Below are 21453 nucleotides of genomic sequence, written 5' to 3' on the forward strand. Positions count from 1 at the left end.
TGACCGTCGCAGCGGGTAACGCAGGCAACCCACTGGCGATCAGGTTCCTGGAAAGGTCGACATGACCCTCGCTACCACCGCGATCGAGCTACCGTCCGGCCAGAACATGCCCGTGCTCGGCCAGGGAACCTGGTACCTGGGCGAGCGCCCCGCGAGGCGGCGGGAAGAGTTGGCCGCCCTACGGACCGGGCTCGACCTGGGCATGACCATGATCGACACTGCGGAGATGTACGGTGACGGCGCTTCCGAGGAACTCGTCGGCGAGGCGATCGCCGGACGACACGCCGACGTCTTCCTGGTCGACAAGGTGCTGCCGTCCAACGCCAGCCGACAGGGAACCCTGCAGGCCTGCCGCCGCAGCCTGCAACGACTCGGCGTCGACCACATCGACCTCTACCTGCTGCACTGGCGCGGCACCCATCCACTCGCGGAGACGATCGAGGCGTTCACCGAACTCATCGACGCCGGCGACATCGGGCAGTGGGGTGTGAGCAACTTCGATCTTTCGGACATGACCGATCTCCTCGAGGCGGGCGGAAGCGCCTGCACGACGAATCAGATCCTGTACAACCTCACCCGCCGCGGTCCCGAGTACGACCTGCTGCCGTGGCTACGCGAGCATCGAATCCCGGTGATGGCGTACTCGCCGATCGAGCAGGGGCGACTGCTCGGCCACCCCCAGGTCGCGGAGGTCGCCGCGCGACACGAGGCCACGCCCGCTCAGGTGGCGCTGGCCTGGCTGCTACGGCAGGAGATGGTCGCGGCCATCCCGCGATCGTCCAATCCCGAACACACCCGGGAGAACGCGGAAGCGGGCGACCTGCAGCTGACTGAGGAGGACGCAGCCGCGCTCGACACGGCGTTCCCGCCGCCGGCCGGTCCGCAACCGCTGGAGATGTTGTAGCGCCACCGACCGTTTCGGCGGACGGCCGGTCGAGGTCCGCTCCATCCGCTCGGTCCGGCGGGGGCGGGTGGTGAGTGCGGGCTGATGGTGGCGGCCGTGGCGTGCCGGTCGTTCATCGGGCAACTTCCCAGCGGTTCGCCCGCCCTCAGCCGGGTGGCGGAGGGCGGTGGGTGATCCGGCGGGTGAGAGGCACCTGATAGAGGCCGGCGCTCGTGACGGCGTAGAACACCGGCAGCAAGACGAAGATCACCAGGCCGGCGAGCGGTGCCACCAGGTACCCGATGAGCCCTGCAGCGGAATAGAGAATGACCCCGACGAGTGCCCGCACCCGTTCGGCGGGGAAGTGCTGTTCATTCACCTCCTCCTTGAGTAGGTCTGCGCGCCGGGCCAGGTAGTGGAAGAACGCCAGCCAGCTCGCGCAGAGCAGCGCGCCGATCAGCGCGTAGAAGGCGACGGCCACGCGTTGGTCCTGCCGGTCGTGCTCCTGAAGCGCGTGCGAGACGACGGCGGTCGGGAACGGCAGCAGCGCGGTGGTGAACAGGACGAAGAGGTTCACCCCGTGCAGGCCCCGATCACTCTCCTTGACGCGATTGAACGCGCCCTTGTGGTTCAGCCAGACGATGGCCACGTAGCTGTATGAGGCGAGATAGGCGACGTAACTCGGCCATTGCTGCAGCAGCCCCGACAGCAGGCGACCGGGCGGTACGTCCGGCACCCGGAGATCCAGCACGAGCAGCGTGATGACGATGGCGAAAACGGCGTCGCTGAACGCTATGGCACGGCTGGTGTCCGACCGGGTGCCGATGTCGTCGGTTGGCCTACTCACGGCCGCTGGCTACCCACCGGCGCCGGCGATAACCGCCTCAATCAACCAAACGAATAGCGCGGATCACGAGGTGAGGTGCGAAACGGATTGCAAGAATTTGACTGCCAGGCGGTCTTGGAGCCGCAGTAGGGGCGGAATCTTCACGCGGGGGTAGTGAATGAAGGCAGTCGTGTACGACGGGCCACGGACGGTCAGCGTCAAGGAGGTGCCGGACGCCAGGATCGAGCGACCGACGGACGCCTTGGTACGCATCACGACAACGAACATCTGCGGGTCCGACCTGCACATGTACGAAGGACGCACGGACATGGAGCCCGGCCGGGTGCTCGGGCACGAGAACATGGGTGAGGTGATCGAGGTCGGCGAAGGGGTCGACCTGGTCAAGGTGGGCGACATGGTGTGCCTGCCGTTCAACGTCGCGTGCGGGTCCTGCGCCAACTGCAACCAGGGTCTGACCGCGTTCTGTCTGGTGGCCAACCCGGCGCCCGGCATGGCCGGCGCGGCCTACGGCTTCGCCGACATGGGTCCTTACAACGGCGGTCAGGCGGAGTTGTTGCGGGTGCCGTGGGCCGACTTCAACTGCCTGGTCCTGCCGCCGGACGCCCGGGACATGAGCAGGCAGAAGGACTACGTGATGCTCTCGGACATCTTCCCCACCGGCTGGCACGCGACCGAGCTCGCCTGCGTGCGGCCCGGGGACAATGTGGCTGTCTATGGTGCCGGACCGGTCGGGTTGCTGGCCGCGTACTCCGCCATCATCAAGGGTGCCAACAAGGTGATGGTGGTCGACCGGCATCCGGACCGGCTGCGCCTGGCGGAACAGATCGGCGCCATTCCCATCGACGATTCCAAGGTGTCGCCGGTGGACCAGATCCTGGAGGAGACCGGCGGGATGGGCGCGGACCGGGGCTGCGAGGCCGTCGGTCACCAGGCGCACGACCCGAGTGGCCAGGAGAAGTCGGCGCTGACCTTGAACAACCTCGTGCACTCCGTGCGGTTCGGCGGCACGATCGGTGTGGTCGGCGTGTTCTTGCCCAAGGACCCAGGATCTCCGGACCCGCTGCAGAAACAGGGCAAGGTGCCGTTCGACTACGGCATGTTCTGGTTCAAGGGGCAGAGCATGGGCACCGGTCAGTGCAACGTGAAGAACTACAACCGGCAGCTGATGAACCTCATCGCGAACCACAAGGCTGAGCCCTCTTTCCTGGTGTCGCACGAGCTGAAGCTGGATCAGGCGCCGGAGGGGTACCGGAACTTCGATGCCCGCAACGACGGCTGGACCAAGGTGCTGCTGCACCCGGACGGCGGACGCTGACCACGGCCTGGCCCCATGCATGACGCGCGGAGGCGGCACCGATGTGGGTGCGGTCTCCGTCGGGCTGGTTACGTGGGTACCAGCCATGGCGGCCGGTAGAGCGTGATGATGATGACGAGGATGGCGGTCGGCCGTCTTCGGACGGAAGCCGCATCCGGCCACCGCGCACCACGGTGGCCGGATGCGAGCGGTCGTCAGGGTTTGAGGACGACCTTCTCGCAGTTGTCCTGCTTGTTCTTGAAAATCTCGAAGCCGCGTTCTGCCTGGTCGAGCGGCAGGGTGTGGGTGATGACCCGGGTCGGGTCGATCTCCCCGCGTTCGATGCGCCGCAGCAGCGGCTTCATGTAGCGCTGCACGTGGCATTGACCGGTACGCAGGGTCAGCGCCCGGTTCATCCACGCCCCGGCCGGGAACTTGTCGAGGAAGCCGCCGTACACGCCGATCACCGACACGATGCCGCCGCTGCGGCACGACATGATCGCCTGGCGTAGCGCGTGGGGGCGCTCGGTCTCGGAGCGGACCGCCTGCTTGACCCGGTCGTAGGCGTGGATGTGCGCGGCACCGTGGGTGGCCTCCATGCCGACCGCGTCGATGCACTTGTCCGGTCCCCGCCCGCCGGTCAGTTCCAGCAGCCGGGACCGCACGTCGACCTCGTCGAAGTTGATCGTCGTGTGGCCCGCCCGTTCCGCCATCTGCAGCCGGTACGGCTCCTTGTCGATGGCGATGACCTTCGCGGCGCCGAGCACCCGGGCGCTGTCCATCGCGAACTGGCCGACCGGTCCGGCGCCCCACACCGCCACCACGTCGGTCTTCTGAATGTCACACAGGTCGGCACCCATGAAGCCGGTGGGCAGGATGTCGGAGAGGAACAGCACCTGCTCGTCGGTCAGGTCAGACTCGATCTTCAAGGGACCGACGTCGGCGAACGGCACCCGCGCGTACTGCGCCTGACCGCCCGCGAAGCCGCCCGTCAGATGCGAATAGCCGAAGATTCCGGCTACCGGATGGCCGAACATCTTCTCGGCGATCCCGGCGTTGGGGTTGGAGTTCTCGCAACAGGAGTACAGCTCGGCGGCGCAGGCGCCGCAGTTACCGCAGGCGATCGGGAACGGCACGACGACCCGGTCGCCGACGCGCAGCCGGCCTGGATCGACGCCCCGGCCGACCTCGATCACCTCACCCATGAACTCGTGACCCATGACGTCGCCGTTCTGCATCGTGGGCACGTACCCATCGACCAGGTGCAGGTCGGAGCCACAGATCGCGGTGGAAGTGATCCGTACGATGGCATCGCGCTCGTTCAGGATCCTCGGGTCCGGCACGTCACGGACCTTGACCTTGTTGCGGCCGGCCCAGGTGTTCGCCCTCATGCCTGGGCCCCCTTCGCAAACTCGGCATCCGACAGCGGCTGCGCCGGACGCTGCGGGAACTCCTTGCGGGCCCGTTTGCCCCACGGGGCGCCGTCGGACCGGACCACCTCGCCGGTCTCCAGCACCTGCTTGAGCCGGCGCAGGTCGTCGTCGAGCTGCTGGTGCGGCTCCTCGCCGAAGTACCTGGCGACCGCCTTGCCGATCGCGCCGCCCGGGATGTCGTACGACAGGACGACGTGCACCTCGGTGCTCACACCATCCGGGGCGGGTACGAACCGGACCGTACCGGCGTTCGGCACGTCGGCGTTGCCGGTCGACCGCCACGCGATCTTCTCGCCGGGCGAGTCGTCGACGATCTCCGCGTCCCACTCGACGTTCGTGCCGAACGGGGCGCTGGCGGACCAGTGGCTCGTGCGGTCACCGGTGGAGCGGATCTCCTCCAGATGAGCCATGAACGTCGGGAGGTTGTCCAGATCGCGCCAGAACGCGTAGACCTTGGGCGGCGGTTTGCGAATGGTTGTCGTGGCTGTCAGCTCCATGGGTCCTCCTCCGCGTAAGCCTCGTACCGCCGGCATCGAGCCGATCTCCTTCGCCCGGGTGGCCTGTACGGCGGTCAGCAGGTCCACCACCGTGATCCCGACGATGGCGCCGGTGACGCCGAGGAGCCGCCGCCGGCGGCGCCCGCCCCGGTGGGCGATGGCCATTCCGAGCGAGGCCAGGTCCATCGCGTCGCCCGCTACCCGGGTCCACGCCCAGATGCCCTTTCGCCGGCTCGTCAGGAGCCCGGCCGCGTGCACCAGCTCCCGCGCCCCGACCAGCGGCACCACCGCCCGGGACGTCGGGGAGTCGTCCACGCCGCTGATCCGGCGCACCGTGTCCGTTGCCGCCAGCTGTGCCACGCCCAGACCGAGACTCATCCAGCCGAGCCCGCGCCCCCGCCGCTGCACCTCGTCCTTCCTGGCCTCCGCTGCCTCTCGGGTTGCCAGTCGAGTCACGGGTAACCTCCATATCCGGTCGCACCGACGCGTCCCGGTCCAGGGCCGCGCCGGTGCCGGACCCATTGGGGCCGGGATACCCCTCGGAAACCACCTCAACCCGCCCACTGCCCGCTGCTCAGCACGACGTCGTGCCGGGTACCCAGGTCTTGGTGCTTCGCCGGGACTTGCCGCCCGTGCTCATGCGCCGCGGCTGTCAGAAGTCGTCGTCGAACGCCACGGTGCCGGTCACTCCGACCTGGTACGCCGACACCCGCCGCTCGAAGAAGTTCGACAGCTCCTGCACGTCCTGCAACTCCATGAACGCGAAGGGGTTCGCCGACCCGTAGTGCGGCGAGATGCCGAGCTGGGCGAGACGCCGGTCGGCGACGTGCTGGAGATACTCCCGCATGTCGGTGAGCGTCAGGCCGGGCACGCCCTGGCCGACCAGGTCCTCGGCGAACTGGACCTCGCACTCGACGGCCTCGGTGAGCATCTCGCGGACCTGGTCGGCGAGGTCGTCGTCGAACAGGTCGGGTTCCTCGGCGCGGACGGTGTCGACGACGTCGAACGCGAACGCCATGTGCATGGACTCGTCGCGGAACACCCAGTTGGTGCCGGACGCCAGGCCGTGCAGCAGGCCCCGGGAACGCAGGAAGTAGACGTAGGCGAACGCGCCGTAGAAGAACAGCCCCTCGATGCAGGCGGCGAAGCAGATCAGGTTGAGCAGGAACGTCCGCCGGTCCTCGCGGGTCCGCAACTCGCGCAGATCGTGCAGCGAGTCGATCCACCGGAAGCAGAACTCCGCCTTGCGCCGGATGGAGGGGATGTTCTCGATGGCCGCGAAGGCCGCGAACCGCTCGGTCTCGTCGGGCACGTACGTGTCCAGCAGGTTGAGGTAGAACTGGACGTGCACCGCCTCCTCGAACAGCTGACGGGACAGGTAGAGGCGGCCCTCGGGGCTGTTGACGTGCTGGTAGAGGTTGAGCACCAGGTTGTTGGCGACGATCGTGTCGCCGGTGGCGAAGAACGCCACCAGACGGCTCACCAGGTGCCGCTCGGCCGGTGAGAGCCTGTCCAGGTCGGCGAGGTCGGCGTGCAGGTCGACCTCCTCGACCGTCCAGGTGTTGCGGATGGCGTCGCGGAAGCTGTCGAAGAAGTGCGGGTAGCGCATCGGGCGCAGGGTGAGGTCCATCCCGGGGTCGAGCAGCATGTGCGTGGTCCTCGTGTCGGTGGTGGCGTCGGCGGCGGTCACTGGCAGGCCTCGCACGACTCGGGGTTCTCCAGGGAGCAGGCCAGCGCCTCGGCGTCGGCCGTGGGCGGCGCGACGACGGCCACGGTCGCCTGCTGGATCCTCGTGGCGGGGCGCGATCGCAGGTAGTACGTGGTCTTCAGGCCGGCCTTCCAGGCGTACAGGTACATCGAGGAGAGCTTGCCGATGGTCGGCGAGGCCAGGAACAGGTTCAGTGACTGGGACTGGTCGATGAACGGGGCGCGGGCGGCGGCCAGGTCGATCAACGCCCGCTGCGGCAGCTCCCAGGCGGTGCGGAACAGCTCCCGGACGCCGGCCGGCAGCTGCGCGATGTCCTGCACCGAACCCTCGGCGCGCTTGATCGCCGAGCGGATCGGTTCGGTCCACAGGCCACGGGCCTTCAGCTCGCGGACCAGGGCCGTGTTGACCTGGAGGAACTCCCCCGACAGGGTCTCGCGCTTGAACAGGTTGGACACCTGCGGCTCGATGCACTCGTAACAGCCGGCGATCGACGCGATGGTCGCCGTCGGGGCGACCGCCACCAGCAGCGAGTTGCGCAGCCCGTACGCCTCGACCTGCTGGCGCAGCGCGGCCCAGCGCGCGGTCTGCGTACCCTCGACGCCCCACAGGTCGGGCTGCAACTGCCCGCGCGCGGCGCGGGTCTGCGCGTACGCCGGGTGCGCGCCGAAGCGGCGTGCCAGGTCGGCGGACGTCTCCAGCGCGGTCAGGTACAGCTCCTCGCTGATCCGGGTGGACAGTTCCCGGGCGGCCGGGGAGTCGAACGGCAGCCGCAGCGCGAAGAACACGTCCTGAAGGCCCATCAGCCCGAGCCCGACGGGGCGCCAGCGCGGGTTGCTCGCCGCCGCCTGCGGGGTCGGGTAGTAGTTGATGTCGATGACCCGGTCGAGGAACGTCACGGCGGTGCGCACCGTGGCGCGCAGCCGCTCCCAGTCGACGTCACCGTCGGCGAGGTGGGCGGCGAGGTTGACCGAGCCGAGGTTGCACACGGCGGTCTCGGCGTCGCTGGACACCTCGATGATCTCGGTGCACAGGTTGGACAGGTGCACCACGTTGCCGTCGTCGGCGGTCTGGTTGCACAGCCGGTTCGCGGCGTCCTTGAAGGTCATCCACCCGTTGCCGGTCTGGGCGAGGGTGCGCATCATCGTCGCGTACAGCTCCCGCGCCGGCACCTGCCGCACGTGGCGGCCCTGCGCCTCGGCGGCCCGGTACGCGACGTCGAACCGCTCCCCCCACAGGTCGGGCAGCTCGGGCATTTCGTGCGGGTCGAACAGCGACCACATCTCGTCGGCCTCGACCCGGCGCATGAACTCGTCCGGGATCCAGTTGGCCAGGTTCAGGTTGTGGGTGCGCCGGGCGTCCTCGCCGGTGTTGTCCCGCAGGTGCAGGAACTCCTCGATGTCCGGGTGCCACGGCTCCAGGTAGACGCAGGCCGCGCCCTTGCGCCGACCGCCCTGGTTGACCGCGGCGACGCTCGCGTCGAGGGTGCGCAGCCACGGCACGATCCCGTTGGACTGCCCGTTGGTGCCCCGGATCAGCGCGCCCCGGGACCGGACCCGGGAGTACGCGATGCCGATGCCACCGGCGAACTTGGACAGGTTGGCGACCTGGGCGTACCGCTGGTAGATCGAGTCCAGCTCGTCGCGCGGGGAGTCGACCAGGTAGCAGGAGGACATCTGGGTGTGCCGGGTGCCGGAGTTGAACAGCGTCGGCGAGCTGGGCAGGTAGGCCAGGCTGGACATCAGCCGGTAGAAGCCGACCGCCTCGTCGGGTGTGGTGGACAGCCCGCAGGCCACCCGCAGCAGCCAGTACTGCGGGGTCTCCAGCACCAGGCGGGTGCTCGGGTGGCGCAGCAGGTACCTGTCGTACACCGTGCGCAGCCCGAAGTACTCGAAGCGGCGGTCGCCGTTCGGGTCGACGGCGTCGTCGAGCGTCGCGGCGTGCGCGGCGACGAACGCGGCGGTGTCGTCACCGATGAGGCCTTCGGCGTGGCCGATCCGGATGGCCGCGCTGAACGACGTGACGCCCTGCCGGCGGACCTCCTTGTCGACGTACACGGCCAGCAGTCGGGCGGCCAGGCGCGAGTACTGCGGCTCCTCGCCGATCATCTCGGCGGCGGTCTGGATGGACAGCCGGTCCAGCTCGGCGGTGGTCGCGCCGTCGTACAGGCCGCTGATCGTGCGGGTCGCGACCCGCAGCGGGTCGACGTCGGTGAGGTCGTCGGACCACCGCTCGACCGCCCGGACGATCCTGTTGACGTCCACCGGTTCGGTGTTGCCGTCGCGCTTGCGGACCCGCATCTGCGTCCGGCGCGGCGCCGTGTCGTTGGCGGTCGGGACTACCTCGGTGACTGTCACCACTCGCTCCTGAAGAGTTCGAGACCTGATGGTCCGGACACGAGGAGACAGACACCGGCGGACGCCACGCCGGCACGGCGCGGGTCAGGTGGCGTCGGCCGTCCCACGCGGCCTCGGACCGCCGTTCGCCCGGGTGCGGGCGTACGGCGCGCTGGCAGGTCTTCGGACTCGCGGGCGCGACCGGTCACGCCGGTCTCCTACTGGCCGTCGCTTCCCAGGCCGCTTGGTGGCCCAGTGCTGATGACGGCTGTCGTTCCCACTCACCGCTGCGGGACAGTCCCGGATTTTCACCGGGTTCCCTCTTGCCTCGGCCGCTCTGGATGAGCGGCCGAACCAGCTGCGCTCGACACCATATATAGGGACGCCGTGGTTGTCACACCCCACATCTCGGTGTCGGGCGTGTCGGTGACGGCCGTCACGGCCGGCGTTCAGCCTCCGACGGAGACCGGCTCGGGGGTGCGCGAGCGGCGCTCGACTGTGAAACTGACACCGGCCAGGCCCAACCCGAGCACGGCCAGGAGCACGCCGACCCACGCCGGTGCGAGGTAGCCGAATCCGGCGGCGATGGCGACACTGCCCAGGGCCGCGCCGAGACTGTTCGCGACGTTCATCGCCGACTGGTTCATGGCCGCGCCCATGAGTTGGGCGCCCGGGGCGACCGTGATGAGGCGCGCCTGAAGGACCGGCCCGAGGTAGAGGCTCGTCGCGCCGACCAGGAACGCCCCCACGAACAGGCCGACGGGGTTCGCCGCGACGAGGCCGAAGACGGTGATGCTCACGATCATCGCGACGAAGCCGACGATCATGCTGCGGCGCAGGTCCCGGTCCGCGAGCCAGCCGCCGAGCGCGTTGCCGACGGTCATGCCCAGGCCCACCGCGACGAGCGCCCACGGCACCGTCGCGGCGGCGAGACCGGCGACGTCGGTGGTGACCGGAGCGATGTACGTGTCGACCGCGAAGAAGCCGGCGAACCCGACCGCCCCGATGGCCGCGACGAGCCACACCTGCCGGGTCCGCAGGGCCCGCAGCTCGGCGGCCGGCGAGCCCTCCACCGCCGCGGCGACCTCGGGGACGACCGCCAGGACCGCCAGCAGGGTGAGCAGGAAGACCCCCGCGATGACCAGGTACGCGGTACGCCAGCCGGCCTCCTGCCCGAGCCGGGTGATCAGGGGCACGCCTACCACGTTGCTCACGGTCAACCCGCTGAGCACGGCGGCGAAACCGCGAGCCTCGTTGCCGGGGCCCAGCAGGGCCGCCGCGAGCAGACCGGCCGCCCCGAAGTACGCGCCGTGCGGCAGCGCCGCGACGAACCGCGCGACAAGCACCAGGTCGAACGTCGGCGCGGTCGCCGACGCGACGGTCCCGACGGCGAAGAGGACGAGCAGCCCGAGCACCAGCTTCTTGCGGGGCAGGCGTGCGCTCAGCGCGGCTATCAGCGGGGCGCCCACGACCACCCCGAGCGCGTACGCGGTGATCATCCAGCCGGCCCGGGCCACCGCGTCGGACGGCGACTGGGCGTACTGGTGCGGGAGCAGTCCCCGCGCGATGTCGGGCAGCAGGCCCATCGCCACGAACTCGGTCAGGCCGACCGCCACGCCGCCCAGGGCCAGGGCGGCCACCGCCGCGAGGCGTCGATTTCTGCTCAGTCCATCCACCGGAAAAATTTAGCAACAGCGTTGCGTAATAGGGTGGTGAGATGACGCGCACCACAGCCGACGTGACGTTCCTGCGCGGCTACAACCAGGCACTGGTCATGGCGGTGGGGCGTACCGTGCCGACGTTCGAGCGGTCGACAGTCGTCACCGCCACCGGCCTGACCCCGCAGGCGGTCTCCAAGGTCATCGCCCGCCTGACCGCCGACGGGCTGATCCGGTCCGCAGGCGTACGCCGTCCGGGCATCGGCAAGCCCGCCGTCGTCTACGAACTGGTCCCCGACAGCCGGTACGCCATCGGCGCCCACGTCGCCCGGCGCACGCTGCGGCTGGCGCTTGTCGACCTGGCCGGCAGGGTGCACCACTCAGCGGTCAGCCCGCTCCCCCGCGACTTCACCCCGGAACACCTTCTGCACGCCCTGCGCGACGGCATCGACGCGATCACCGCGGACTGGGAGCCGCGGGGCCGGCTCACCGGCGTCGGCATCGGCATGATCGGCCCACTGGACCACGGGAACGGCCTGGTCCGCGACGCCCACGGCCTGCGGCACTGGCACGACGTACCGCTGCGCGAGCTCGCGGAGGCCCACCTGGGGCTGCCGGTCCACCTGGACAAGGACGTCACCGCGGGCGTCACGGCCGAGGCGTGGCGGCGCGGCGGGAGGTTCGGCGACGCGGTCCTGATCATGGTCGAGTCCGGCATCGGTGGCGGCTTCTGGCTGGGCGGCACGGCCCACCGGGGCGCGCACACCAACGCCGGCGAGTTCGGCCACACCGTCGTCGACCTCGACGGGCCGCGCTGCGTGTGTGGACGCCACGGGTGTCTGGAGGTCGTGCACAACCGGGCCGCCGAGGCCGGAGACATCGCACGGGCCGCCCGGGTCCTGGCCGTCGGCGTGGTCAACCTGCTCCAGACCCTCGACCTCGCCCACGTGGTGCTGGCGGGCGCCGACCTCCTGCGGCACCAGCGGGCCTACCTCGCGGCGGTCGAGGAGGCCGTGCACACCGAGGTGCCGCGCGCGGACTGGCTCGTCACCGACGTCGCCCTCTCCAGCCTGGGCGCGGACGTGATCGCCGCGGGCGCGGCCATGCAGGTCCTCGACCGGCAGTACGGCGTACCGGGTCTCGTCCCGCGTCAGGGCTGACAAAAGGTGTGATGTATCGGGTCAGAGGACGCAACGAAGCCCGCCGGTGATCTGTGGGCCCGACGACCGGCCCGTAGGAACATCCAATCTTCATGTCGACAGAACGTCGACGTCCAGCGATTGGCACTGCGTCCCCACGTGCGAGAAAGCTCCCGCACCTGTCGAGGCCGAGCCGGGAAAACATCGGATGTCTGAACCCATACGTCGATCGACATCGTTGACGGGCCTGATCGACCCTCCGTACACTCCCAGCCATCATCCGATCTTTCGTAGCCGGGCGAGGAGCGCATGCCGCAGATCACTGCCGTCACCGTCGAGGACGTCCGCTTCCCCACCTCCCTGACCGCTGACGGCTCCGACGCCATGAACAAGGACGGTGACTACTCGGCGGCCTACGTCGTCCTGCACACCGACGGCGTGGACAGCACAGGTGCACCGCTCGCCGGTCACGGGCTGACCTTCACCATCGGGCGCGGCAACGACATCGTCGCCGCCGCGGCGGTCCACCAGGCCCAGCGCCTGGTCGGCCTGGACGTGGCGACGATGGCGGCGGACATGGGGGCGGTCTACCGCCTGCTCACCTCCGACTCGCAGCTGCGCTGGCTCGGCCCGGAGAAGGGCGTCGTCCACCTCTCCCTCGCCGCCGTGTTGAACGCCTCCTGGGATCTGGTGGCCCGGCTCGCCGCCAAACCGCTGTGGCGCCTGCTCGTCGACATGTCCCCCGAGCAGCTCGTCGACATCGCGGACCTGCGCTACCTGTCCGACGCGCTGACCCGGGACGAGGCGCTCGCGATCCTGCGCGCCAAGGAGAGCACCAAGGCCGACCGCCTCGCCGAGCTCGACCGGACCGGCTACCCCGCCTACACCACCTCGGCAGGCTGGCTCGGCTACGGCGACGACAAGCTGCGCCGGCTGTGCCAGGAGGCGGTGGACACCGGCTACGGGTACGTCAAGCTCAAGGTGGGCGCCAACCTCGACGACGACATCCGCCGGTGCACCATCGCCCGGGAGATCCTCGGTCCGCACCGCCACCTCATGATCGACGCCAACCAGGTGTGGGACGTCGGTCAGGCCATCGAGTGGGTCACCGCTCTCGCCCGGTTCAACCCGCTGTGGATCGAGGAACCCACCAGCCCCGACGACATCCTCGGCCACGCGGCCATCCGTCGCGCCGTCGCGCCCATCGGGGTCGCCACCGGCGAGCACTGCCACAACCGGGTGATGTTCAAGCAGCTGTTCCAGGCCGGCGCCATCGACTTCTGCCAGCTGGACACCGGCCGGCTGGCCAGCATCAACGAGATCGTCGCCGTGCTGCTCCTCGCCGCGAAGTTCGGCGTCCCCGTGTGCCCGCACGCCGGAGGCGTCGGCCTGTGCGAGATGGTCCAGCACGTCTCGGTGCTCGACTACGTCGCGGTCTCCGGAAATCTCACCGGCCGGGTCACCGAGTTCGTCGACCACCTGCACGAGCACTTCACCGACCCGTGCGTCGTGCGGGACACCGGGTCGGGCAGCGGTTACGTCCTGCCCGGGCAGCCCGGCTACTCCACCCGGATGCGTCCCGAGTCGATCGCGCTGTACCGGTTCCCCGACGGCCACTACTGGACGGCGACGGACCCGGCTACCGTGTCATCTCCGGAGCCGTACGTCATCGCGGGTGGGACGGCCACCCCCGCCGGCCGCTAGGGGGTGTCGCGTCGTGTCCCGCACCGACGAAGTGGTGAACGGCATCAAGCGGATGATCCTCGAAGGGACGTTCAAGCCCGGGGATCGGCTGCCCATCGAGAAGGACCTCGCCGAGTCGCTCGGCGTCTCACGGGGCTCGTTGCGCGAGGGGATGTCGGCCCTGTCGATCCTCGGCATCGTCAACATCCGGCAGGGCGACGGCACCTACATCACCAACCTGGACGCGCCGCAGCTGCTGGCGCCGATGGGCTTCGTCGTGGACTTCCAGGGCCAGGGCGACCCGCGGCACATCCACACCGTCCGGCGCCTGCTGGAGTGCGAGGCCGCCCGGTTGGCGGCGACCAGGATCACCGACGAGGCCCTCGCCCAGGCGGGGGAACTGCTCGACGAGGCGGCCCGGATCGCCGGCCGATCGCCGCAGGACCACGAACGCATCATGGAAATCGACATCGCCTTCCACCGGATCATCGCGGTGCACGCCGACAATCCGGTGCTCGTCGGCCTGATCGAGGCGTTCGCGGGGCGCACCCTGCGCGGTCGGCTCTGGCGCAGCCTGCACGAGGAGGGCGCCGACCGGCGTACCCACGACGAGCACGTCGCGATCCTCAAGGCCCTGGTGGCACGCGACCCCGAACGCGCCCGCACCCGGATGGCCAACCACCTGATCGGGGTGGAGGAGTCGTTGCAGGAGCTGCCCGACGACGCCGACACCAACGGCGAGGCCGCCGGGCCGTGACCGCCCACCCTCACGACCGCACGTCGAGCAGCCCCTCCTCGTACAGCACCGTCCAGAGCTGATCGGGCACCTCGGCGGCCGAGCGGCGCAGCGTCTCGGTCACCTGCGCCTCGTCGCGCATGCCGACCACTGTCGAGACCACGGCCGGATGCCGGCGGACGAACGCCAACGCCGCCTCGGGCAGCGTGACGCCGTACGACTGGCACACCCGCGCTGTCCGCCGGGCCTGCTCGATCACCTCCGCCGGGGCCTGCTGGTAGTTGTAGACCGCGTCGGACGGCGGGGTGTCCCGGGCCAGCAATCCGGAGTTGTAGACCCCGGCGATCACCACACCGACGCGGCGGGCCCGCGCGACGGGCAGCAGGTCGACCAACGCGCCCTGCTCCAGCAGGGTGAACCGGCCGGCGCACATCACCACGTCGACGTCCGTCTCCGCCACGAAACGGGCAAGCATCGCGGACTGGTTCATCCCGGCGCCGATCGCGCCGATCACCCCCTGCTCACGCAGCCGCACCAACGCCGGCACCGCCTCGTGCGCCGCCTGCTCCCAGTGCTCGTCCGGGTCGTGCAGGTACACGATGTCGATCCGGTCCAGTCCGGTACGCCGAAGGCTCGCCTCCAACGACCGGCGTACGCCGTCGCGGCTGAAGTCCCAGACCCGCCGGTGGTCGGCCGGCACCGCGAACCCCTCCGGATCCCGCAGGTGCGCGGTCTCGGGCGACGGCACCAGCAGCCGGCCGACCTTCGTCGACACCACGTACTCGTCGCGCGGTCGGGAACGCAGAGCCTCCCCCAGGCGCCGCTCGGACAGGCCGAGCCCGTAGTGCGGCGCCGTGTCGAAGTACCGGATGCCGCCGTTCCACGCGGTGTCCACCGCCGCGGCGAAGTCCTCGTCGGACGTCGCCCGGTAGAGATTGCCACCCTGCGCGGCGCCGAAGCCCAGCGCGGTGAGGTGGGGCGTACGACCCGTCACCGGCTGACCCCGCCGCCGTCGGCCACGACCGCGGTCACCGATCCTCCCGTTCGGCGCTCCCGGTCATCGCCGCGACCAGGTCGTCGGTGGTGACCTCGTCGGCGCGCAGCCGGGCGGCCCGCCGGCCCAGTCGCAGCACCTCGACCCGGTCGGCGATCTCCAGCACCTGGGGCATGTTGTGACTCACCAGCACGACCGACATGCCGGCGTCACGCGCCCGCCGGACGACGTCGAGCACCCGTCCGGTCTGGACGACCCCGAGCGCCGCGGTGGGCTCGTCGAGGATGACCACGTTCGTCGCCCAGATGATCGCCCGGGCCACCGCCACACACTGCCGCTGCCCACCGGAGAGCATGGCGATCGGGGTGGTGACCCGGGGAATCCGTACGCCCAGCTCGTCCAGGGCCGCGGTGGCGCCCTGCCGCATGGCCCGCTTGTCGAGCAGGCCGAGCCGCCCGAGGGGCCCGGAGCGCAGGATCTCCCGACCCAGGTACAGGTTGGCCGCCACGCTGAGGTCGTCGGCGACGGCGAGATCCTGGTAGACGGTCTCCACCCCGGCGCAACGCGCGTCGACAGGGGTCGAGAACCGCACCGGACGACCACCCACCCGGATCTCGCCCTCGTCGGGCGGGTGCACACCGGACAGCGTCTTGATCAGCGTGCTCTTGCCGGCGCCGTTGTCACCGATCAGCGCCACGACCTCGCCCCGGTGAACCGTGAAGTCGGCGCCGCGCAGCGCCTCCACGTGCCCGAAGCGCTTGACGATGCCGCGGGCCTCCAGGACCGGCGGTTCCCCGGCCGGCGGCCGTTCGTCGGCCTCGGTGACGGCCGTCGGAGTCGTGGCCATCACTGCACCGGAGGGTTCGCGCAGCTGGGTTCGAGCACCGCCTTGATCTCCGGCGAGTCGATGTTCTCCTTGGTGACGAACGTGACGCCGGTGTCGGCCGACGCCAGCGGCGCCTTGTCCCGCAGGTGCTTGACCATCTTGTCGACGCCGAAGTAGCCCATCTTGAAGGGGTTCTGCACGACCAGCGCCGAGATCTGGCCGTTGCGCAGCCCGGCGACCTCGTCGGGAGCGGCGTCCCAGCCGATGATGACCACCTTGCCGGACTTGCCCGCGGCCTGGATGGCCTGCGCGGCGCCGAGCACGCTCGGCTCGTTGGCCGCGAAGATGCCGGCGAGGTTGGGGTTGGCGGTGAGGATGTTCTCGGTGACCCGCCGCGCCTCGTTGACGTCGCTGCGGCTGGGCTGCTGGCCGACCAGCTTGAGGTTGGGGAACTGGGCGAGGCCGGCCTTGAAACCCTCGACCCGCTCGGTGTTGGTCTGCGACCCGGGCTGGAACTCGACAAGCGCCACGTCGTGGTTGCCGGGGCCGAGTTCGGTGGCGAGCAACTTCGCGGCCTCGACGGCCGACGCCTTGTTGTCGGTGGCGAAGAGCGGCACCTCCGCCGGCTGCGGGCTGGTGCCGGAGTCGATCATCGCGACCGGGATGTCGGCGCCGAGCGCCTGGTCGGTCGCCGGCGCCAACGCCCGGGAGTCGGTGGCCGCGTAGACGATCCCGTCGACCTTCTTGGTGACGAAGTTCTGGATCAGGTTGACCTGCCCCTCGACGTCGGTCTCGGTGGTCACCCCGTCCCACTGGACGGTGACGTTGCCGGCGCGCTGGGCCGCGCATTCGGCACCCGCCTTGACCGTGTTCCAGTAGTCGGCCCCGACGGCCTTGGGCACCACGGCGAGCTTCAGTGGCCCGGCCGCGTCCTTGGTCGCGCCGTCGCCTCCGTCGCGGACCTCGACCCCGCCGCAGGCGCTGAGCAGCGCGGTCGCCGCGGCGGCGGCCAGCACGGCCCGGGTACGCAGGAGTCGGCCTCGGACCCGCCGGCTGGTGGTGGTGTGTGCCATGGTGTGTGTCCTTCCTCGTTCGGACTCTCGAAATGGCATGTCAACCCCGTGATTCCAGCCGCCGGCGGCGGTACTGGTCGAAGTAGACGGCGGCCCAGATGATCAGGCCGACGATCACCTGCTGGTAGTGGATGCTGATGTCGAGCAGGACGGCGCCGTTGCGCACCAGGGCGATGAGGAACGCGCCGATGATGGTCCCGACGATCCGGCCCTGCCCGCCGAACAGGCTGGCGCCGCCGATGACCGCGGCGGCGATGACGTCGAGCTCCAGCGAGATGCCGTAGTTGGGTTGACCGGAGTTGACGCGGGAGGCGGCGATCATGCCGCCGAGCCCGACCAGCACGCCCGCCAGCACGTACACCCCGGTGAGGTACCGACCCACCCGGATGCCCGAGCGGCGGGCCGCCTCCAGGTTGGAACCCATCGCGTAGGTGTACTGGCCGAAGCGGGTCTGGGAGAGCAGGAAGGCGACCCCGACCGCCACGAGCGCGGTGATCACCACCGCGAACGGGATGCCGATGATCTCGCCGTTGCCCAGCAGTTGGAAGGACCGGGGCAGGCCGTACACGCCGACCGCACCGGTGATGATGAAGACCAGGCCGCGACCGACCGACATCGATCCCAGCGTCGCGATGAACGGCGGAATCCGGGCCACGGTGATCAGCAGCCCGTTCACCAGCCCGGCCAGCGCGCCGACGCCGATCGCGACCGCCGTCGCGGCCCAGAGCGGGAAGCCGAGGTCACGCACGACCATCGCGCCGACGACGCCGGCGAGCGCGGCGACCGACCCCACCGACAGGTCGATGCCCTTGGTGATGATGACCATCGTCTGCGCGGCGGCGATGATGGCGATCACCGCCGTCTGCGCCCCGATGTTGAACAGGTTGTCCGCCGTCAGGAAGTAGGGACTGGCGACGCTCAGCGCGATGAACAGGACGACGAGCGCGGTGGCGGCGGTGAACTCGGAGACGGCGTGGGAGAGCCGTTCCCGCAACCAGTCGCTGAGCTCGCCGCTCTGCTTGCCGGCGGTTGCCTCGACGGTACTCATCGTCGGATCTGACCTCCCCAACCGTGGCGCCGGCACCCGACGGATCACCGCCGGTGAGCGGGGCGCTTGTCAGAAACCGAGCCACCCCGCAGGGGAGAGCACGAGCGGCAGCCCGGATCACCCGTCGAGATAGGTCGGATGTTTCCATCGATCAGGCGTTACCATGCCATGCATTCACGTATGTTGCCAAGGTCTTACCGCCATGTTTGGCTTCGTTATGCGATCCACGAGCGGCATACGTCTGATCAAACCGGCACACGCCACAATGGCCACGGTCCACAGCGGAACCGCCGCCCAGCCAGAGCATGCTATCGACAAACCGCTATGCCCTGGCGTGACGTCGAGGACGGGGCCGCCGGGGCGTGGCGCACCCGACGCGACCGCCGGAGGGCGGAAGAGCGGCGGATCTCGCGGCGGGCCGCGAGATCCGCCGTGTCACGACGTCGGCAGCCGGTACGCGCGGCGGGCGGTCCGTCGCCAGATCGCCGCCCGCTCGTCGTCGCCGAGCGGCTCCAGCAGGTCGGTGAGGGCCTCGATCCAGCGGAGGTACGAGGAGGCGAGCAGGCACACCGGCCAGTCCGAACCGAACATCAGCCGGTCCGGCCCGAACACGTCGAGCGCGTGCTCGACGGCGGGTCGCAGATCGTCAGTCGTCCAGGACGGTCCGTCCACCTCGGTCACCAGGCCGGAGAGCTTCGCCGCCGTGTTGGGCTCGGCGGCGAGCGCGCGCAGGCCGCGGGGCCAGTCGCCGAGGTCGCCATGACCCAGCGCGGGCTTCCCGAGATGGTCCAGGACGAACCGCGTCTCGGGCAGGTCCCGCACGAGCCGGACGGCGGCAGGCAACTGGTGGTCGCGTACCAGCAGGTCGAAGGTGAGGCCGGCGGCGCCCACCGCCGCGATGCCCCGGCGGACGTCCGGGCGGTCGAGATACGTCGGATCGGGTTCGGACTGCACGAGGTGGCGGATCCCGACAAGGCGTTCCCCGCCACGGCCCGCCCGGAGCCGGTCGAGACGGTCGGCGACGTCGGCGGCGGTGAGGTCGACCCAGCCGACGACCCCGGTGATGAGGGGATCGTCGGCCGCGATGCCCAGCAGCTCGGGCGTCTCGGTCCGGGTCGCGACGGACTGCACGACGACGGTCTGGGTGACTCCGGCGGCGTGCGCGACCGGGGCGAGATCCACCGGGGTGAAGTCGGCGTCGATCGCGGCCATGGTGTCCGGGTCGATCCAGGGCTGCGGGTGCCGCGCCCGGACCCAGAGGTGGTGGTGCGCGTCGACGACGCCCGGTCGCTGGACCGGCTCGTCGGGAGTCATCGGCCCCGTCCTGGCGCACTCACGTTCAACCCAGACCTCGCTCGCTCGGTTGGCCCATGTTAGCGATAACAGATGCCCGGCAAGCATCATACCTTTGTGCCCCTCCACCGGCCGACGGTCCAATGGGCACCGTGCCGACGGGTGATTTGGTAGGACGAATGTCGACCGACCGTCCGCCTGGACGAGGCACCTTCCCGGTCGGCGCGGCCTGGCTCTCGGGGGCGGGTTGACCGCCCGGGGCGGCACCGATACCGTCGACCCACTATCTGCGGCGACGCGAGGGAAGCCGGTGTGAATCCGGCGCGGTCGCGCCACTGTGAGCGGTCCTCCAGCGTCACCGGAGGCCGCGAGCCAGGACGCTCGGTCGTCCGCAGCCTTGCGATGGGGACGCGTCATCCCTGGGGAGGTTCGTGTATTCATGTCCAGTTCCACGTCCAGCCAGCCGTTGGTTTCTCCCGCTGGCACCGCGCGTCTGTTGTGGATGGTCCTGGCGACAGTCGCCGCGCTCGCCCTGCTGGCCTACCTCGTCGCCTTCGACCAGGGCGCCGTCTCGCGCAGTGGCATGTTCCTGCACGAGCTCATGCACGACGGCCGGCACCTGCTGGGCGTTCCGTGCCACTGACCACGACCACCACCGCTCCCCCGTTCGTCACCGTCCTCGTCCGCGGCCTGCTCGCCGGGCTGGTGGCCGGCCTGCTCGCGGGGGTGTTCGCGTACGTCGTCGGTGAACCGCACGTCGAGGCGGCCATCGCGATCGAGGAGGCGGCAGCGGCGCACGCCGAACCGGCGGCCGGCGGGCACGATCACGAGGACGCCCTGGTCGGCCGGAACGGTCAGCGCGGCGGCCTGTTCCTGGCCACCGGCCTGTTCGGCGCCGCGATGGGTGGTCTGCTGGCCACCGCGTACGTCCTGCTGGCCCGCCGTCGGCGCGACCACGACGACGGCCGCTCGGGGCTGCCGCTGGCCGGCGCGGCGCTGCTCGGCGCGGTCGTCGTGCCGTTCCTCAAGTATCCCGCGAACCCACCGGCGGTCGGTGACCCGGCGACCATCAACCAGCGCACGGTCACCTACCTGCTGATGGTGGCGCTCGGCCTGGTGGCGGTCTGGGCGGGTTCGTTGGGCTACCGGGCGGTCGGTTCCGAGGCGCCGTCGGGGCTGCGCGCCGCCGCGGCCGTCGGTGGATTCCTGCTGGTCGCCGTCGTGTCGTATGTGGTGATGCCGTCCTTCCAGGAGGTCCCTGCCGACTTCCCCGCAACCCTGCTGTGGGACTTTCGGCTGGCCTCGCTCGGCACCCAGGTGGTGCTCTGGACCGGGATCGGCCTGCTGTTCGCGGCCCTGATGCAGCACGGCCACCGCCGGGCCACGGGCGCGGCGCCGACCGGGTGACCGCCACCAGCCTGCGGCTGGTCGCACACGGTCACACCGCCGCCCAACGGCGGGCCCGCTTCGGCGGCACAGACGACGGCCTGGACGAGGGCGGCCTACGGGCCGCTCTCGCCCTGGCCCCCGCTGAGACCAGTGGGCGGGGGCACCTGGGCGTCACCGACGTCTGTCTGTCCAGTCCGGCGGTCGCGGCCATCCAGACCGCCGGCGCGCTCGGCCTGGCCCCCACCGTCGAGGCCGCGCTGGGCGACTGCGACTACGGCGACTGGACCGGCCGGTCCCTCGACGAGGTCGCCGCCGATCAGCCCCGGGCGCTGCGCGAGTGGTTGTCGGCTCCGGAGACGGCGCCCCACGGTGGCGAGTCCGTCGTCGCGCTGCGGGAGCGGGTCGGCCGCTGGTTGGACGGGCAACGCGGGCGCGGGCAGCGGATCACCGCGGTCACCCACCCGCTCGTCATCCGGGTCGCTGTCGTGCACGCCCTCGGGCTGCCGGTGGCGACGTACCGGCAGGTGGACGTCGAGCCGCTGGCGATCGTCCGACTCACCGACCACGGCTCGCGATGGCACCTGCGACTGGCCGCCCGCTCCACCTGACCCTGACCGTC

At 70.3% G+C, this 21453-nt stretch carries 19 protein-coding genes and 2 riboswitches; of the genes, 8 read left to right on the forward strand and 11 right to left on the reverse strand.

The window, feature by feature from the left end:
- Positions 1 to 61: 61 nt before the first annotated feature.
- A complete protein-coding gene (locus FHG89_RS12630) occupies positions 62 to 904 on the forward strand; it encodes an aldo/keto reductase (RefSeq protein ID WP_139584575.1) in 843 nt (280 codons plus the stop codon).
- Positions 905 to 1049: 145 nt separating this feature from the next.
- Here FHG89_RS12630 and FHG89_RS12635 read toward each other — a convergent pair whose 3' ends face one another.
- Positions 1050 to 1730 (reverse strand): TMEM175 family protein, encoded by a 681-nt coding sequence (locus FHG89_RS12635; RefSeq protein WP_208760948.1) that lies wholly within the window; start codon positions 1728 to 1730, stop codon positions 1050 to 1052.
- A 157-nt stretch (positions 1731 to 1887) separates the two neighbouring features.
- Between FHG89_RS12635 and FHG89_RS12640 the strand changes: the two genes are divergently transcribed.
- Positions 1888 to 3045, forward strand: coding sequence for a glutathione-independent formaldehyde dehydrogenase (locus FHG89_RS12640; RefSeq protein ID WP_139584576.1), 1158 nt, complete (start codon positions 1888 to 1890; stop codon positions 3043 to 3045).
- Positions 3046 to 3239: 194 nt separating this feature from the next.
- Here the strand turns inward: FHG89_RS12640 and FHG89_RS12645 are convergent, their stop codons facing one another.
- The 5 genes from FHG89_RS12645 to FHG89_RS12665 all read right to left on the reverse strand — a co-directional run bounded on the left by FHG89_RS12645 (position 3240) and on the right by FHG89_RS12665 (position 10671).
- Complete coding sequence (locus FHG89_RS12645; protein ID WP_139584577.1) at positions 3240 to 4415, reverse strand: zinc-dependent alcohol dehydrogenase; 1176 nt, start codon at positions 4413 to 4415, stop codon at positions 3240 to 3242.
- Positions 4412 to 5410, reverse strand: a complete 999-nt coding sequence (locus tag FHG89_RS33690; protein WP_244295397.1) for an SRPBCC family protein — start codon at positions 5408 to 5410, stop codon at positions 4412 to 4414. Before FHG89_RS33690 ends, FHG89_RS12645 begins: the two co-directional genes overlap by 4 nt.
- A 196-nt stretch (positions 5411 to 5606) precedes the next feature.
- The gene (locus FHG89_RS12655; protein ID WP_139584601.1) at positions 5607 to 6602 is read right to left on the reverse strand and encodes a ribonucleotide-diphosphate reductase subunit beta; all 996 of its coding nucleotides are present in this window, start codon (positions 6600 to 6602) and stop codon (positions 5607 to 5609) included.
- A 38-nt stretch (positions 6603 to 6640) separates the two neighbouring features.
- Positions 6641 to 8959 carry a ribonucleoside-diphosphate reductase subunit alpha gene (locus FHG89_RS12660; protein ID WP_244295402.1) on the reverse strand — a complete coding sequence of 773 codons (2319 nt, stop codon included), beginning with the start codon at positions 8957 to 8959 and terminating at the stop codon, positions 6641 to 6643.
- Between the two features lie 193 nt (positions 8960 to 9152).
- Positions 9153 to 9369, reverse strand: a riboswitch (cobalamin riboswitch).
- Between the two features lie 75 nt (positions 9370 to 9444).
- Positions 9445 to 10671 (reverse strand): MFS transporter, encoded by a 1227-nt coding sequence (locus tag FHG89_RS12665; RefSeq protein ID WP_139584580.1) that lies wholly within the window; start codon positions 10669 to 10671, stop codon positions 9445 to 9447.
- A 41-nt stretch (positions 10672 to 10712) separates the two neighbouring features.
- Between FHG89_RS12665 and FHG89_RS12670 the strand changes: the two genes are divergently transcribed.
- From FHG89_RS12670 to FHG89_RS12680, 3 genes are all read left to right on the forward strand, one after another.
- Entirely contained in the window at positions 10713 to 11813 is a 1101-nt protein-coding gene (locus FHG89_RS12670; protein WP_139584581.1) for an ROK family transcriptional regulator, read from the forward strand.
- A 288-nt stretch (positions 11814 to 12101) separates the two neighbouring features.
- A complete protein-coding gene (locus FHG89_RS12675) occupies positions 12102 to 13496 on the forward strand; it encodes an enolase C-terminal domain-like protein (protein ID WP_139584582.1) in 1395 nt (464 codons plus the stop codon).
- A 13-nt stretch (positions 13497 to 13509) separates the two neighbouring features.
- Positions 13510 to 14232 (forward strand): FadR/GntR family transcriptional regulator, encoded by a 723-nt coding sequence (locus FHG89_RS12680; RefSeq protein WP_139584583.1) that lies wholly within the window; start codon positions 13510 to 13512, stop codon positions 14230 to 14232.
- Positions 14233 to 14242: 10 nt separating this feature from the next.
- Here the strand turns inward: FHG89_RS12680 and FHG89_RS12685 are convergent, their stop codons facing one another.
- The 5 genes from FHG89_RS12685 to FHG89_RS12705 form a co-directional block, all read right to left on the reverse strand.
- Positions 14243 to 15205: an aldo/keto reductase gene (locus FHG89_RS12685; RefSeq protein WP_139584584.1), complete on the reverse strand. Its 963-nt coding sequence runs from the start codon at positions 15203 to 15205 to the stop codon at positions 14243 to 14245.
- Positions 15206 to 15239: 34 nt separating this feature from the next.
- Positions 15240 to 16052 carry an ATP-binding cassette domain-containing protein gene (locus FHG89_RS12690; RefSeq protein WP_139584585.1) on the reverse strand — a complete coding sequence of 271 codons (813 nt, stop codon included), beginning with the start codon at positions 16050 to 16052 and terminating at the stop codon, positions 15240 to 15242.
- A complete protein-coding gene (locus tag FHG89_RS12695) occupies positions 16052 to 17104 on the reverse strand; it encodes an ABC transporter substrate-binding protein (protein WP_139584586.1) in 1053 nt (350 codons plus the stop codon). Before FHG89_RS12695 ends, FHG89_RS12690 begins: the two co-directional genes overlap by 1 nt.
- Before the next feature lie 40 nt (positions 17105 to 17144).
- Complete coding sequence (locus FHG89_RS12700; protein WP_139584587.1) at positions 17145 to 18152, reverse strand: ABC transporter permease; 1008 nt, start codon at positions 18150 to 18152, stop codon at positions 17145 to 17147.
- Positions 18153 to 18587: 435 nt separating this feature from the next.
- Complete coding sequence (locus FHG89_RS12705) at positions 18588 to 19466, reverse strand: amidohydrolase family protein (RefSeq protein ID WP_139584588.1); 879 nt, start codon at positions 19464 to 19466, stop codon at positions 18588 to 18590.
- A gap of 281 nt (positions 19467 to 19747) precedes the next feature.
- Positions 19748 to 19826: riboswitch (cobalamin riboswitch) on the forward strand.
- 58 nt (positions 19827 to 19884) lie between these two features.
- Between FHG89_RS12705 and FHG89_RS12710 the strand changes: the two genes are divergently transcribed.
- From FHG89_RS12710 to FHG89_RS12720, 3 genes are read left to right on the forward strand one after another with little or no spacing between them, the layout of a single operon-like run.
- Positions 19885 to 20088, forward strand: coding sequence for a CbtB domain-containing protein (locus tag FHG89_RS12710; protein WP_139584589.1), 204 nt, complete (start codon positions 19885 to 19887; stop codon positions 20086 to 20088).
- Positions 20079 to 20852 carry a CbtA family protein gene (locus tag FHG89_RS12715; RefSeq protein WP_244295398.1) on the forward strand — a complete coding sequence of 258 codons (774 nt, stop codon included), beginning with the start codon at positions 20079 to 20081 and terminating at the stop codon, positions 20850 to 20852. The genes FHG89_RS12710 and FHG89_RS12715 overlap by 10 nt, the downstream gene beginning before the upstream one ends.
- Complete coding sequence (locus FHG89_RS12720; protein WP_139584590.1) at positions 20849 to 21442, forward strand: histidine phosphatase family protein; 594 nt, start codon at positions 20849 to 20851, stop codon at positions 21440 to 21442. The genes FHG89_RS12715 and FHG89_RS12720 overlap by 4 nt, the downstream gene beginning before the upstream one ends.
- Positions 21443 to 21453: the final 11 nt, after the last annotated feature.

The sequence above is a fragment of the Micromonospora orduensis genome (genome assembly GCF_006228125.1).
In the GTDB taxonomy this organism is placed as follows: Bacteria; Actinomycetota; Actinomycetes; order Mycobacteriales; family Micromonosporaceae; genus Micromonospora; species Micromonospora orduensis.

Coding starts and splice junctions, on each gene's coding strand:
- FHG89_RS12640 (WP_139584576.1), top strand. CDS start 1,888: ATGAAGGCAGTCGTGTACGACGGGCCACGGACGGTCAGCGTCAAGGAG.
- FHG89_RS12670 (WP_139584581.1), top strand. CDS start 10,713: ATGACGCGCACCACAGCCGACGTGACGTTCCTGCGCGGCTACAACCAG.
- FHG89_RS12645 (WP_139584577.1), bottom strand. CDS start 4,415: ATGAGGGCGAACACCTGGGCCGGCCGCAACAAGGTCAAGGTCCGTGAC.
- FHG89_RS12700 (WP_139584587.1), bottom strand. CDS start 18,152: ATGAGTACCGTCGAGGCAACCGCCGGCAAGCAGAGCGGCGAGCTCAGC.
- FHG89_RS12660 (WP_244295402.1), bottom strand. CDS start 8,959: ATGCGGGTCCGCAAGCGCGACGGCAACACCGAACCGGTGGACGTCAAC.
- FHG89_RS12630 (WP_139584575.1), top strand. CDS start 62: ATGACCCTCGCTACCACCGCGATCGAGCTACCGTCCGGCCAGAACATG.
- FHG89_RS12690 (WP_139584585.1), bottom strand. CDS start 16,052: ATGGCCACGACTCCGACGGCCGTCACCGAGGCCGACGAACGGCCGCCG.
- FHG89_RS12675 (WP_139584582.1), top strand. CDS start 12,102: ATGCCGCAGATCACTGCCGTCACCGTCGAGGACGTCCGCTTCCCCACC.
- FHG89_RS12655 (WP_139584601.1), bottom strand. CDS start 6,602: ATGCTGCTCGACCCCGGGATGGACCTCACCCTGCGCCCGATGCGCTAC.
- FHG89_RS12695 (WP_139584586.1), bottom strand. CDS start 17,104: ATGGCACACACCACCACCAGCCGGCGGGTCCGAGGCCGACTCCTGCGT.
- FHG89_RS12705 (WP_139584588.1), bottom strand. CDS start 19,466: ATGACTCCCGACGAGCCGGTCCAGCGACCGGGCGTCGTCGACGCGCAC.
- FHG89_RS12710 (WP_139584589.1), top strand. CDS start 19,885: ATGTCCAGTTCCACGTCCAGCCAGCCGTTGGTTTCTCCCGCTGGCACC.